This window comes from Psychrobacillus psychrodurans, from assembly GCF_050209195.1.
Lineage (GTDB): Bacteria > Bacillota > Bacilli > Bacillales_A > Planococcaceae > Psychrobacillus > Psychrobacillus psychrodurans.
Window position 1 is genome coordinate 2,800,289 of the sequence record NZ_CP189791.1, and the last position, 13,929, is coordinate 2,814,217.

Here is a 13,929-nt window from a genome sequence, read left to right on the forward strand (position 1 = left end):
ACTGTTTTTTATAGTTTATGGGGTAGAGCATATTATTCATGAAGATTGTGCGCTAGTATATTAACTACAGAAAAAATTCTCCACAAACAAAAAAACACTACAGGATAATTTAACCTGTAGTGCTTTTTAAATTCTTGCAAACTTTTCGTATACATCCTGCAATGTTTCACAGCCAAGCATTTTAACTTTTTCTGTATAAATACTCCAAAGCTTAGCTGCCATTCTTGCGTCCTCTAATGCATTATGTCGGCCAACTATTGGAATGCTGTTATGTTCACACAAGTCTTCTAACGAACTTAGTTGTATTTTGGGCTCAGCAATTTTATAAAGAAAAGAAGTATCAACTATCCGATTTTTAAAAGGTGTGCGGAATACTTTGTTGCTAGTGAATTGCATAAAATTTCTTTCGTGATTAGCGTGATGTGCTACAAGTGTACAGTCTTTTGTATATTGAAGAAATTCAATTAGTACATCCCCAACTAGACTAGCATCCTCCAATTGTTCATTTGTAATGCCTGTCAGTTCGACAATATCCAAAGGAATTTCTTTCTCTGAGTATATAAGCGAGTAGAAAGTATCGTCCTCTCGTATAGAAGAGCCATGCATTTTAATGGCACCAATGGAGATAATTTCATCTCCTTGCTCTGGATTAAAGCCAGTTGTCTCAATATCGAACACGACAATTTTAAGCTCATCTAATGGAATTTCTAGTGAATCCTCTTTTTTCAATTCTTTTTGCAGGTTTCTTAAAAAAGCCATTTGTTGGGCACTTTGAATATCACCTATGCCAACATTCGTACGTTTTCCTTGAATGCCTCTGAGTATTTGCATGAAAGGTTCAAATCCCATGGCGAACACCTTTTTTCATCAAAGCAATCACTTCACGATGTAAGTTAATTCCGCCTTTAATAATACGTTTAATATCTTTCTGTTCGATTTTGCTCAGTTTATCAAACTGTAAATAATGAGTATCTGAGTAGCTTTTCACTTGAGATAATGACAAACGATATTTTAATAGATCCGAAAAATTTCTTTCACTATTTTTTAGTAAGCATGTATACTCTTCCATTTGAATCAGATAACTCATCCGAACTAGAGTTGAATTTTCTACTATTCCCTCTCTTATTGAAAGGAGTCGAACAGCATTTACATATGGTAGGAATCCAGAGTATTTTAAGTTTACGCAACCTTGGTATAAACCATGTCTTTCCAACAATAACTGACCAACTGGACCAATTACATTTTTTATATGTTCTACATTAGCAGTAAATCGACTTAGCAAAATTTGATGTTGTAATTGGTAATCATATATGGATGTTTTCAACTGATGGATAATTCCTACCTTTCCATGAAGCACCCTGGCATCATAAAAGATTTGAAGAAAACGCATGGACTCCCAGCTTTCTTCAACCATCCAATCATGAAGTTGTTTGTTCCAACCTTCATAGGATTTACACCACTCTGGATTAGAACTCATAACTTTACCTTCGCAATAAGGATAGCCCACTTCATAAAGACCATTAGAAATTTCTGTTCCAAACACCTGAAAATACACATCATTTTCATCATTAGCTATTTCATAGGCAATTCCATGATCTTGATCACTTATTAATCCTTGTTCTAATCGCCCCCCACTGCCTGTTATAAACCAAGAAAAGTCACATGGAGGTGAACCTATTTTCTTAATCGCTACTTCCAAAACTTTAATCATCACCTGATCATGAAAATCATTGAGAGAAACGATGTCATCTAGGAAGTTTGTAATATTTAGTTCCTTCCAGTTCCGAATAGATTCATACGTTTCCACAAGTACACGCCCTTTTATGTAAAAAGCCTCTCAATTTCAGAGGCTTTTTTGATTTAATTAAGTGATTTTGATTCCTCTAAAACCATTTGTTCGGGATAACCATAGTTGCCGTGTTCACTCATATCTAGACCCATTAGTTCCTCTTCTTCCGTTACACGAATACCACCCATCGCTTTTTTCATTGTAAAAAGGATAACATAGGAAACTACGAAAGCAAATAAACCACAAGACACAACACCCATTAGCTGAACACCTAATTGATCTAGTCCGCCTCCATAAAATAATCCTGCTTTACCAACGGATGCAAGCTCTGGTGTAGCAAAGAAACCAGTAGATAATGTTCCCCATACTCCAGCAGCTCCATGAACAGATAACGCATAAATTGGATCATCGACTTTTCTCTTTTCAAAAAATCTAGCGCTATAGAAAACTAATACTCCAGCGATTAAACCAATGACAACAGATGCCCAAACGTCTACGAATGCACAGGAAGCAGTAATGGCAACCAATCCAGCTAAAGCTCCATTTAAAATCGTTGGGATATCTGATTTACCTAATACAACCCATGAAATAAGGGTGGCTGCAACAGCTCCTGCTCCAGCGGCAAGTGTTGTATTTAATGCTACAAATCCAAAAAAAGCAGCATCTACAGATACCGTACTTCCAGCATTAAACCCAAACCAACCTACCCAAAGGATGAGTACTCCTAAAGCTGTATAAACTTGGTTATGTCCAGCAAGATTATTTGACGAACCGTCTTTATTGAACTTCCCAATTCTTGGTTTAAGAATTATTGTTGCAGCAAGTGCAGCCATCGCACCAGTTAAATGAACTACCGTTGATCCTGCAAAATCCTGTTTGCCATGTTCAGCTAACCAACCTCCACCCCAAATCCAGTGGGCAATTACAGGGTAAACAATTATTCCAAAAAGTATTGTAAAAATTACGTATGCCGATAATTTTGCACGTTCAGCAAATCCACCTAATGCGATCGTTACAGCAATACCAGCAAATGCTAGTTGGAAAACAAAGAAAACGGTTGTCGCAAGACCTGCTCCCTCGATAATTTCTCCACTATAGAAAAAATCTGTCATACCTACGAAGAAGTTCGCATCTCCCCCGAAGATAAACCCATAACCTACTGCCCAGAACACCATTGATGCTAAACCAAATGTGAATATCGTTTTACCGGCAACATGACCAGCATTTTTCATTCTAGTCGAACCAGCTTCCAGTAATATAAATCCACCAATCATAAATATAACTAAAATTGCAGCTATCATTGTCCACAAGCTGTTCATTAAATACATTACATCCTCCATTGTCATCTCTCCTTTTTATTATATGTTACATTTTCTATCTTTCTATGTCAGAAAAAGTAACATCGTTTATATTATTTATTCTATTCAAATTCGCAGATTTGTCAACACAATTTTCTGAATATATTTTATTTTTAGTTTAATAGTCTTCACTTCACCTTATTTAAAGCACTTTTCTTAAAAAAATTATATTTACACATAAAAAAACTGCCTACACAGCTCTTCAGCGTGATGACAGTTTTTCTATCATGTATTTATCTAATTTCATTCCCCATCGCTATCCTCTTCTTCTGTTCCTCGAACAGGAAGAATGCCCATTTTAACCGCTACTTTTGGTAAGTTCATCGCAATGAACATTAATACAACCGTTATGAGTGCTAAATCGTACGCACCATACCCAATGGTTAATCCTACACAAGCAGTAATCCAAAGGTTCGCTGCCGTTGTAAGTCCTCGTTTTACATTATCCTTATCTAACCATATTACACCTGCTCCAAGAAAACCAATACCGCTGATTACTTGTGCAGCTAAACGCATCGGATCCATATACGCCCCTTGATTTAGTGACGACAATGCCATAGCTAAGGTGGACCCTAAACATACTAAAATATGCGTTCTAATACCAGCTGGTTTATTTTTTATCGCTCGCTCTAGACCAATAAAAAATCCTATAAAAGTTGCTACACCTAAACGAATGTATAAGTCATAATGCGAATTAAATAATGTAGCGATGAAATCCATTTTGTAAAACCTCCTTAAATTCCTATTCCGATAACATTCTATAAAACTTCCTAAAATCCTTCAACGGTAATTGCTATCATACACTGGAAACTTAATTAAATACAATTCTCATATGGAACGTGCAGGAAGACTTTTAGAAGTAAAACCTATGACTATCATGTGTGAAGTGCCTTCGGACACAGACTTGCATCTTTTTTTACTTGTTGTCGTTTATCGTTTACTTGCTTCTAACCGAGATTTACTTGCGGGTGCAAAGGATTTACTTGCTCTAGGTCCATTTTTACTTGCGGTCTCTTCTTTTACTTGCTCTCACCTATCGTTTACTTGCTCCCAACTGAGATTTACTTGCGGACGCAAAGGATTTACTTGCTCTTGGTCCATATTTACTTGCGGTTTCTTCTTTTACTTGCTCTCGCCTATCGTTTACTTGCTTCCATCAGGAATTTACTTGCGGACGAAATGGATTTACTTGCTCTAGCTCCATACTTACTTGCGGTCGCTTCTTTTAATTACTCTCACCTATCGTTTACTTGCTTCTAACCGGGATTTACTTGCGGACGAAAGGGATTTACTTGCTCTAGGTCCATATTTTCTTGCGGTCGCTTCTTTTACTTGCTCTTACCCATCGTTTACTTGCTTCCAACCGAGATTTACTTGCGGACGAAATGGATTTACTTGCTCTAGCTCCATACTTACTTGCGGACACTTCTTTTACTTGCTCTCACCCATCGTTTACTTGCTCCCAACTGAGATTTACTTGCGGACGCAAAGGATTTACTTGCTCTTGGTCCATATTTACTTGCGGTTGCTTCTTTTACTTGCTCTCAACCATCGTTTACTTGCTTTTAACCGGAATTTACTTGCGGACGAAATGGATTTACTTGCTCAAGCTCCATACTTACTTGCGGTCGCTTCTTCCACTTTCTCTTACCCATCGTTTACTTGCTTCCAACCGAGATTTACTTGCGGACGAAATGGATTTACTTGCTCTTGGTCCATACTTACTTGCGGTCGCTTCAATTACTTGCTCTCACCCATCGTTTACTTGCTTCCATCCGGGATTTACTTGCGGGCGCAAAGGATTTACTTGCTCTAGGTCCATATTTTCTTGCGGTCGCTTCTTTCACTTGCTCTCAACTATCGTTTACTCGCTTCCATCCGGGATTTACTTGCGGACGCAAAGGATTTACTTGCTCTAAGTCCACATTTACTTGCGGTCTCTTCTTCTTTTACTTGCTCTCACCAAAAAAGGCAAACATCTAGTCTGCCTAGTGTTTGCCTCTTCATTATAAGATTATAATTCAAATTCACCTTTTTTAATCGTTTCATTAAACCAATGATAGCTATCCTTTTTTGTTCTTTCTAATGTTTCGTAATTCACATGTACAATACCGAAACGCATACTATACCCTAATGCCCATTCAAAGTTATCTAATAGGGACCAGTATAAGAACCCTTTTATATTAACACCAGAATCCATACTCCGTTTTAAAGCTGTCAGGTGTGTCTTTATATAGTCAATTCGTTTATGATCGGCGACTTTACCATTCTCTGGTTCATCATTATAGCAAGCACCATTCTCTGTAATATAGATTGGCACACTACCATAAAGATCTTTAATTTTAACTAGAACTTTATAGAAACCTTCTGGATAGATAAACCAGTCAATATCTGTTTTATCATATCCCATATCTATACTTTCTAAATCGAATAATCCTTCATTTTCCTTGTAGCGCCCTACATTGCCGGTGTAATAATTTACCCCTAAAAAATCAATTGGTTGCGATATTATTTCTAGATCCCCATTTAAAATAGTTGGAACAGCACCTTTTTCTTTAAACCAATCTAACATGAATTGAGGGTAGCTCCCTTTAAACACTGGATCAAAGAACCACTCTAAATTCCAAGCGTTTCCTCGATTACACGCATCTATGTCTTGCTCTTTTGTACTGTATGGTTCAAACCATGTAACATTTGGAGCGTATCCAATTTCACCCTCTACGTTACTTTCTCTAAAACGTTTCACTGCAAGACCGTGTGCAACTAATAAGTGATGGCCAACATCGGTAGCTAGCTGTAGATCCTGATTGCCAGGAGCATGTTCTCCAATATAATTGGATAGGAAAGATGAGCACCAAGGCTCGTTAATAGTTATCCACTTTTTTATCTTCCCATTAAATTCCTTAAACATAAAGTCCGCATATTGGACAAATGCCTCGATTGTTTCCCGATTATCCCAACCACCTTTATCCTGTAACACCTGTGGTAAATCCCAATGATACAACGTACACATCGGTTCAATGCCTTTAGCTAACATCGAGTCTACTAATTTGTGATAATAGTCGACTCCTTTTTGATTCACTTCTCCTGTACCAGTTGGAAAGATCCTTGGCCAAGCAACTGAAAAGCGGTACACATCAGCACCTAGGTCATGTATTAAATCTACATCCTCTTCATATCGGTGGTAGCTATCACAGGCAATATCACCAGTATCTCCATTATGTACCTTCCCCGGTGTTTTAGAAAAAGTATCCCATATCGAGACACCTCTGCCATCTTCGTTTGCTGCACCTTCAATTTGATAAGATGCTGTTGCCGCCCCCCATTTAAAATCCTTTGGAAACTTTATAATCGCCATTTGTAATCCACCCTTCATTTATCGTTCTTTCGACGCTTCGCCTATAACACCGGAAGAATTTCTCAATACCAACTCCGGATCAACGAGTGACGGCCTTAAGCCAGTTACTCCATTTATCAAATCGTTTAACTTAATGGCTGCCAATCTACCAATTTTCTGTTTATCTTGTTTAATAGTTGTGAGAGCAGGCTCCATATATCGACAAGCCTCAACATCATCACATCCTATCACTTGAATATCTTGTGGAATTCGAAGTCCATAGTCCTTTATAGCTCTCATTGCACCTAGCGCCATCATATCAGAAGCAGCTATTATTGCTTTTGGTAAAGATTCACCCTGCAAAATTTCTTCCATTGCTTCGTATCCACTCGATTCAAAAAAGTTCCCATGCTTAATCCATATAGGGTTAGCCGGCATACCGAATTGATTCATCGTCTGTAGGAATCCCTCTAATCGTTGATTTGATATTTCAGAACTTTCTTTCCCCGCAATATAACCAACATCTCTAACGGAGTTTAAGTACAAGTATTCTACTGCAAGCTGAGACACCTTATAGTTATCTGTCATAACGTAGCTAGAATTTTGCCCGGTCAGTTCAAGGTCAATCCCCATACAAGGGACATCACTTTCATCCAACTTCGACACTGCATCCTCTACTTCTTCACCCGCGATTATTAGACAGCCATCTAAACGAAAATGTCTTGTTCTCGCTAAGTAATCGACATTTTCTTTATCAAACATCTCATTGGAGAAAATGATAATATCATAACCCATTGCACCAAGTGTTTTTTGAAAAGATGATATAACCTCATTGAAAAAGGGATGGTTAAACTCTACGTTTATCTTCCCCGCATATATCAGCCCAATTAGACTAGATTTCTTCGTCGCTAGGGACTTTGCGGAAAAAGTTGGTTGATAATTAGTTTTGTCGATAACTTCTAGTACTTTACGCTTTGTTTGTTCACTTACACCATCATAGTTGTTGATTACCTTAGAGACAGTGCCTCTTGAGACACCCGCCATTTGAGCAATATCACGTATAGTTAAAGTCATTTTACATCCCTCATATTCCATGTGCTGATTACTATTATTTAACCGATCCCTCGGCAATACTCGATATAAACAGTTTGTTGAACAGTAAGAACACTATAAGCAATGGTATCGTAGCCCAGAACACACCGGACAGCAGCATACCAAAATCTACTTTAAATGTATTATTCAATGATGCTAATGCAACTTGTATTGTGTAGGATTCAGGATCTCGAAGCACCGTAAATTGCCATAAGAACTCTCCCCAAACAGAGGTAAACACAATAATTCCAAGCGTTGCAAAAGCAGGTAAAATGATAGGCAGTACAATACTGCGATATATCCTGAATATAGAACAACCATCAAGTCTTGCTGCTTCTATCAATTCTTCCGGTACAGATTCACTTACATATTGTCTCATTAAAAATATTCCTAAAGGATTTAAGAAAAACAAGACCATCGCTGCAAATAAATGATCCAATAATCCCGCTTTCGCAACTAATAAATACTGCGGTATTAATCCTAATTGAGGCGGAATTATAATAGTGAATAATATAGCGAAGAAAAGAATATTCTTCCCTGGAAACTTTAATTTTGAAAATGCAAATCCAGCTAACGAACTTATAAATAATACAACAATAGTTACAGTAAGACAGACGATCAATGTATTAAACATGGACTGAAAAAACGGAATCATATCCAATACTTTTTGGAAGTTCTCTTTCAACTGATCACCTGGAACCATCGCCGGGGGAATTGAATTGTATGCAGAGCTATGACTCGTGGACATAACGAACATCCAGTAAAAAGGGAATAACGAAAAGAGCGATATTACCGTTAAAAACAAGTACATTCCAATACGTCCAATGCCCCACTTTTTACTTCCTACATCACTTTTCACACATGTTTCCCCCCATCCTTACCGAGTCTTTTAGTGAGCATCATATTAAAAGCAGAGGCAACTACGATGAATAACAGCAGAACAATAGCAGCTGCAGATGCCGTCCCGAAGGAAGATAACCTAAACGCATCGCGATATAAATACATAACAACTGTCATTGCTTCATCTCTTGCAAAAGCAGTATTACCTAGAAACACAGTTGGCTCCGTAAATAATTGCATCGCTCCAACTGTCGAAAAGAATACCGTCAGTATAATAAATGGTTTCAGTAACGGAATCGTAATATATCGAAGCTGTTGGAAAATACTCGCTCCATCAATTCTAGATGCTTCATATAGTTCGTTCGGAATGCTTTGCATACCGGCTAAATAAATGATCGTGTTGTAACCAAGCCAGCGCCAAAAAACCATTGTCGAAATCGCTATTTTAGCTCCCCATTCAGAGGTCTTCCAGCTGACCGGGTCAAATCCAAATAGACCAATAATATAGTTCACTAAAGCCGTTTCATTGTTACTAAAAAATACACTAAATACTAAAGCAACCGCTACCATTGAAGTAATATATGGCATAAAGATAGTTACTCTAAAAAAAGCTTTGAAACGTAAGTAAGACAGATTCAATAAAAAAGCCAAGATTAGCCCAATGACAAGTTGAGGAGCAGTCCCCATTAATCCAAGAATAATTGTATTGTAAACAGATTTCCAAAATAACGGATCACTTAGTATTACCTGAAAATTACTTAACCCGACAAACTCCATTTCTCCCATACCATTCCATTTTTGAAATGCTAGGATTAAACTAAATATTGCCGGATAGAGACCAATAATCGCAAATATGATAAAAAAAGGTGATATATATAAATACCCCGAAAGCATCTCCTTCATCTCTTGCGATGAAAAACCTTTCCTTCGTCTTTTTTGATGTTTTTCATCTAAAGAAACCATACACTCGTCCTCCTACCTACATACAGAGTATATTCGGCGGGTAAAACCGCCGAATATGTCATTCACTTTCTCAACTTTAGCGATCTAGTTTGGTTTTAATACGTTTGATAGCTTCAGTCCATTCTTTCTCTGCATCTGCTCCGTCCTGTGAGTTAACTAAAGCAGCAAGAATTTCATCGTGTACGCTTGTATAATCCTTCCCTTTGTATACCTTTCCAATCTTTTGTGCAGATTCAGCAAATACTGTTTGTGTCGACTGCCCACCAAAATAATCATCGCTTGCTTCTTTAAATTCAGCCATATCATATACAGCAGGTGCAGAAGGGAAAAGACCATTACTCTTAAAGGATTCCAATTGGTTTTCAGGTGAAACCAACCATTTTACAAACTCATATGCTTCTTCTGCATGTTTTGTTTCTTTAGGGATAGAAATGTAAGAGCCACCCCAGTTTCCGCTGTACTCAGTCGGTAATGTAGCTATATTAAATTCTCCAGTAGCTTCAGGAGCATTCGATTCCATCCACCCTTTGAACCAAGCAGCTCCTAATTCCACTGCAAAGTCTCCATTGTCAACTCCACTTGCCCATTCAGCGGACCACATTGCATAATTTCCGACCAAACCAAGTTCGTTCATTTCGATAGCTAAGTCATACGCTTCTTTAACTCCATTACCACTTTCTTCTATCAATAGGTTACCTTCCTTATCAAAATAACTTTCCTCTAACGCATCTAACTGCGCTCGGTACATCATTTCCATACTAGCAACCATAGGTTTACCAGTTTTTTCTTTAATTTGAATAGCAGCTTCCTTAAAATCTTCAGGAGTTGCGATTAAAGCAGAAACCTCTTCGGGAGTTGTTGGTAAACCTGCTTCTTCAAATACATCTAGTCTGTAGTAAAGACCCTTAGGACCGATATCAGTTGGAAGACCCATTAGGAACTTGCCATCATCATTCTCTGCAATTTCCCATTTCCAGTCCAAATATTCACCTTTTACATCATCCGCGCCCATATCATATAGATTGACAAAGCGGTCTTGTGCATCGCGGAAGCGATCGAGTTGGTCAAGCTCAAGTGCAGCTATATCCGGCGCACCACTACCAGCAGAAAGTGCTGTAAATAAATTGTTATGGTGATCTGCTGTTTCTGAAGTTTTTATTTTAATTTTTATATTTTCATTTTGTTTCTCATACTCTTTGACAAGTTCCTCATACCCGGTAGCACCAAACAGCCAAAAATCTAAAGTGATTTTTTCTCCATCTCCTCCCGCTTCATCTGAATCATCAGATGAATTATCAGAAGAACACGCTGCAACGATAAATATGAACAAAATGGATAGTGAAGCGATTAGCAGTTTTTTTAATTTCATTATGATTTCCCCCTGAAATTTAATAGTTTAATAGTTTTTATACCAGTAAAACCACCCTATCTCCAAACGCCCTCCAATCTTTAATTTAGTCCATCAAGTATCTGCATCTTCGGTGTCGTATTGCTTCATATTTCTATAGAAACCGGTTTCCATAAAAGTAAAAAAAATAATTAATAAACCAGGTTTTCCAAAATATGAAGCGCTTTCAATTATCATTATAATCGTTTTAAAAATAAAATCAATTAATTTTTAGAAAATTCTTATAAACCGGTTTCTATATTATTTTACTATATGTAATGTTGTATTCCATAAGACCAATTATTGTTAACCTATTTCCCCAACTACTCGACACTGTGCTTGAAGCATTTTCTAATTTGAAGATGTACAACCAAGTCCATTGTTTTTTATACTCTTGTGAAAAACTATTTTCCTATGCTAGTTGTGCACCTATTTTAACTACCTCCTTTTGATTGAATAGCTGTGCCACCTCTAGTAGTAATAGAACATTATTTGAGTAAAAAAAAGCTATTTTGGAAATATTAATAATATAAGGAGGGATTTGAGTTGGAGATGAACCCTATAGAAACATTTAGATTTATTTTGGAAAATGACAATAAAGAGCTAGTCGTCAGCGGTCAAATTCAAGGAAAACCAGAAATACCATCTTTAGATGACCTAAAATTTAAAGCAATTATTGCTTTACTTAACTCTATTGATAAACAAAGTTTCATTGAAGTGGATAAGGATCAGCAATTTGCTGATTATTTAGATGAAATGGAAGGAACGATTGCTGAAATGAAGAAGTATGATGAGTTTCAATGTAGGGATGGACTAACTTAATCTCTCTATTTTTTCCTAATAACAGAATAGTAAAAGGTTAAAATAACTCAATACAAACAATACTAACTTTACATTATGCTGGTTGGAGGTGAATTAAGATGACCGTTCTAACGATGAAAGAATTGGCATTTATGGAGGATGAAATCCGTTCAGAGGTGATAACCGCAAAAACGTTGAACTGGTGTGCAGCACAATGTACAGACCAGGAGTTAAGAACAACACTCGAAGAAATAGCAGAAAAACACCAGTTAAAAATAGCGGACCTATCCCAATACTTTAACCGAACAAACAACATTCAATAATTGCAAAAGGTGGATATAGTATGCCAAATAATATCGCAGAACGCGGTTTAACAGACCGAGAAATGCTCCAGCTCTGTTTGGAGTTAGAGAAGGGACGCTGCCGAAGCATCAGCAACACCTTATTAGAGACTAAACATCCGCAGCTAAGGGAAATTTATAAGCAAGTTTTTGATAATGCGAGCTCAAACCATTATCTACTTTTTGAGATAATGGAAAATAAAGGATGGTACAAGACCGAACTTGCCTCTAAAGAACAGGTTGGCAAAGTACAGGAACTTATGCAAAATAACTTACATCCCGATAACCAGTTATAGAAATTACCTAAAAGCGCAGAAAATATAAAGTCGCCCCACCTCTGATTTCTCAAATGTGGAGCGACTTTTTTATCCCTCACAAAATTTAACGGGATGGTCTTGGTTCTAAACAATTAGAACATTTTTTCTGATTGCTGCCTTTAAACTTCGTTAATGTTTTTTCAAAATTAGTTCCACATGAACATTTGAATAGCAGCTTTTGTGAATACCCTACATATTCTTTTGAAAGCAAAGTACATTCTGAATTTTTACTAACATAGTCTCGTATTTGATCTATCGTCCATTTTTTATTCAACTCGACACCTCCGATGGTGTAATTATTTAAGTACTGGAAGAAACATTAAGAGTCTTCCCGTTCAATTAGATTTATGAATTTTAAATCCACCTTAATGTGTTATTATACCACCACTTGGAGTATCCTTGTACAATCTTTCCAAAGAAATATTGTTTATAGTAAATATCTGTGCTATACTAGATTACTAACAACAAATACGATTTGACATCCATACTATTGATTACTATATTAGTCGACATCAATGGGTGCCAAACCCGCAAGAGTTCTTTAGGAACAAAGAATTCTTTAGAAAAAAAGCATTATCTCTTTGGAGATAATGCTTTTTTATATGAATTTGATTTCATTATATCTTACTCGCACACACAGAGATTTACTATCAGTAGCAGGAATAGTAAAAAGCTTTTGCTACTATGCAAGAGTTACATCTCTATTTCTCAAGATTTGTAAGCCAAGTAGTTAGTTCTTCCAACTGAGCAAGGACTGCAATTGGATCATAATACCATGAACGTTCTTCTGGCCAAACATAGAAATGATTATTTTTAATTGCTGGAAGACTTCCCCAGACAGGATCTGCCTTAAAGTCTTCAACTGTACGATTGTTAGAAGTCATAATAATATAATCACCAGAGTAATCTGGTATAATTTCCTCCGAAATTTCCGCCCACTGTTTCTCCATTATTTCATCCGCAACCTTAGCAGGTGGCTTACGTCCTAGAGCCTGATATACTGGCTGTCCACCCCGTCCGAAGTTATCACCATATACCCATGTTGTCTTACCGCCATCCTCCATAATAGAAAAGCTTGCATCTACTGGTATTGCAGCATCAACTTTTGCCTTGGCATCCGCTATTTGGTCATCGTAATCTAGTAGCCATGCTTCCGCTTCCTCTTGTTTGTCGAATAAGTTTCCGAAATAAGTTAGCTCTTCATGAACTCCTTTTAAATCACCATATGGAATAACTATAGTAGGTGCTATTTTACTTAGCATTTCGTAGTTGTCACCATTTGCTGTAATAATAAGGTCTGGACTAAGGGCAAGGATATTTTCAACGGATGGTTTTCCATACACCCCAGTATCCGAAACACCTGTAAGATCATCTTTGAAATAATAATTGTTGATCGTAAGTTCAGGTGCACCCACCGGAATAACATCTAATGCAATTAGACTACCTAAGTATTCTTCTGCTACTATACGTTGGGGATTAACAGGAATTTCAATCTCTCCATTTACTGTGGAAATCTTTTTCATTTTGTCATCCTTGGTAATACCTGTATTTTCGGTAGTTTCTTCTTTATTAATATCTACAGCTGTTGTCGTCTTTCCGCAAGCGGAAAGAAGTAATACTAAAAGTAGAAAAATAGAAATTAACCCTATCTTTTTCTTTTTATAAACGTCTTTATTTAAACTCAACTTCAAAACCTCCACATCT

General features: G+C 37.0%; 15 protein-coding genes. 4 read left to right on the forward strand and 11 right to left on the reverse strand.

Going from position 1 to position 13,929, the window contains the following annotated elements; translation table 11 throughout:
• Positions 1-126: 126 nt before the first annotated feature.
• The 4 genes from ACQCPR_RS13725 to ACQCPR_RS13740 all read right to left on the reverse strand — a co-directional run bounded on the left by ACQCPR_RS13725 (position 127) and on the right by ACQCPR_RS13740 (position 3,867).
• Positions 127-849 (reverse strand): exonuclease domain-containing protein, encoded by a 723-nt coding sequence (locus ACQCPR_RS13725; RefSeq protein ID WP_427137270.1) that lies wholly within the window; start codon positions 847-849, stop codon positions 127-129.
• A complete protein-coding gene (locus tag ACQCPR_RS13730; protein ID WP_427137271.1) occupies positions 839-1,807 on the reverse strand; it encodes a DUF294 nucleotidyltransferase-like domain-containing protein in 969 nt (322 codons plus the stop codon). The genes ACQCPR_RS13725 and ACQCPR_RS13730 overlap by 11 nt, the downstream gene beginning before the upstream one ends.
• 53 nt (positions 1,808-1,860) lie before the next feature.
• Positions 1,861-3,129, reverse strand: a complete 1,269-nt coding sequence (locus ACQCPR_RS13735; RefSeq protein WP_427137272.1) for an ammonium transporter — start codon at positions 3,127-3,129, stop codon at positions 1,861-1,863.
• Between the two features lie 261 nt (positions 3,130-3,390).
• Positions 3,391-3,867, reverse strand: a complete 477-nt coding sequence (locus ACQCPR_RS13740) for an MgtC/SapB family protein (RefSeq protein ID WP_090566971.1) — start codon at positions 3,865-3,867, stop codon at positions 3,391-3,393.
• Between the two features lie 148 nt (positions 3,868-4,015).
• Here ACQCPR_RS13740 and ACQCPR_RS13745 point away from each other — a divergent pair, with 148 nt between their 5' ends.
• Entirely contained in the window at positions 4,016-4,345 is a 330-nt protein-coding gene (locus ACQCPR_RS13745) for a hypothetical protein (protein ID WP_427137273.1), read from the forward strand.
• Positions 4,346-5,161: 816 nt separating this feature from the next.
• Here the strand turns inward: ACQCPR_RS13745 and ACQCPR_RS13750 are convergent.
• The 5 genes from ACQCPR_RS13750 to ACQCPR_RS13770 all read right to left on the reverse strand — a co-directional run bounded on the left by ACQCPR_RS13750 (position 5,162) and on the right by ACQCPR_RS13770 (position 10,748).
• Positions 5,162-6,505 (reverse strand): GH1 family beta-glucosidase, encoded by a 1,344-nt coding sequence (locus tag ACQCPR_RS13750; RefSeq protein ID WP_427137274.1) that lies wholly within the window; start codon positions 6,503-6,505, stop codon positions 5,162-5,164.
• An 18-nt stretch (positions 6,506-6,523) separates the two neighbouring features.
• Positions 6,524-7,558, reverse strand: a complete 1,035-nt coding sequence (locus ACQCPR_RS13755) for a LacI family DNA-binding transcriptional regulator (RefSeq protein WP_093494940.1) — start codon at positions 7,556-7,558, stop codon at positions 6,524-6,526.
• 34 nt (positions 7,559-7,592) lie between these two features.
• On the reverse strand, positions 7,593-8,387 hold the full coding sequence (locus tag ACQCPR_RS13760; protein ID WP_090567268.1) for a carbohydrate ABC transporter permease: 795 nt from the start codon (positions 8,385-8,387) through the stop codon (positions 7,593-7,595).
• Between the two features lie 44 nt (positions 8,388-8,431).
• On the reverse strand, positions 8,432-9,379 hold the full coding sequence (locus ACQCPR_RS13765) for a carbohydrate ABC transporter permease (RefSeq protein ID WP_093494941.1): 948 nt from the start codon (positions 9,377-9,379) through the stop codon (positions 8,432-8,434).
• A gap of 76 nt (positions 9,380-9,455) precedes the next feature.
• Positions 9,456-10,748 (reverse strand): ABC transporter substrate-binding protein, encoded by a 1,293-nt coding sequence (locus ACQCPR_RS13770; RefSeq protein ID WP_090566958.1) that lies wholly within the window; start codon positions 10,746-10,748, stop codon positions 9,456-9,458.
• A gap of 564 nt (positions 10,749-11,312) precedes the next feature.
• On the opposite strand from ACQCPR_RS13770, the gene ACQCPR_RS13775 reads away from it, so the two are divergent.
• The 3 genes from ACQCPR_RS13775 to ACQCPR_RS13785 all read left to right on the forward strand — a co-directional run bounded on the left by ACQCPR_RS13775 (position 11,313) and on the right by ACQCPR_RS13785 (position 12,204).
• Positions 11,313-11,588, forward strand: coding sequence for a hypothetical protein (locus tag ACQCPR_RS13775; RefSeq protein ID WP_340930256.1), 276 nt, complete (start codon positions 11,313-11,315; stop codon positions 11,586-11,588).
• Between the two features lie 98 nt (positions 11,589-11,686).
• Positions 11,687-11,890, forward strand: a complete 204-nt coding sequence (locus ACQCPR_RS13780) for a hypothetical protein (protein ID WP_340930258.1) — start codon at positions 11,687-11,689, stop codon at positions 11,888-11,890.
• Between the two features lie 20 nt (positions 11,891-11,910).
• Complete coding sequence (locus ACQCPR_RS13785) at positions 11,911-12,204, forward strand: spore coat protein (RefSeq protein WP_340930259.1); 294 nt, start codon at positions 11,911-11,913, stop codon at positions 12,202-12,204.
• An 85-nt stretch (positions 12,205-12,289) separates the two neighbouring features.
• On the opposite strand, the gene ACQCPR_RS13790 is transcribed toward ACQCPR_RS13785, so the two are convergent.
• Both ACQCPR_RS13790 and ACQCPR_RS13795 read right to left on the reverse strand, forming a co-directional pair.
• Positions 12,290-12,499: a hypothetical protein gene (locus ACQCPR_RS13790; RefSeq protein ID WP_090566947.1), complete on the reverse strand. Its 210-nt coding sequence runs from the start codon at positions 12,497-12,499 to the stop codon at positions 12,290-12,292.
• A gap of 427 nt (positions 12,500-12,926) precedes the next feature.
• On the reverse strand, positions 12,927-13,910 hold the full coding sequence (locus tag ACQCPR_RS13795) for an ABC transporter substrate-binding protein (RefSeq protein WP_427137275.1): 984 nt from the start codon (positions 13,908-13,910) through the stop codon (positions 12,927-12,929).
• Positions 13,911-13,929 lie beyond the last annotated feature (19 nt).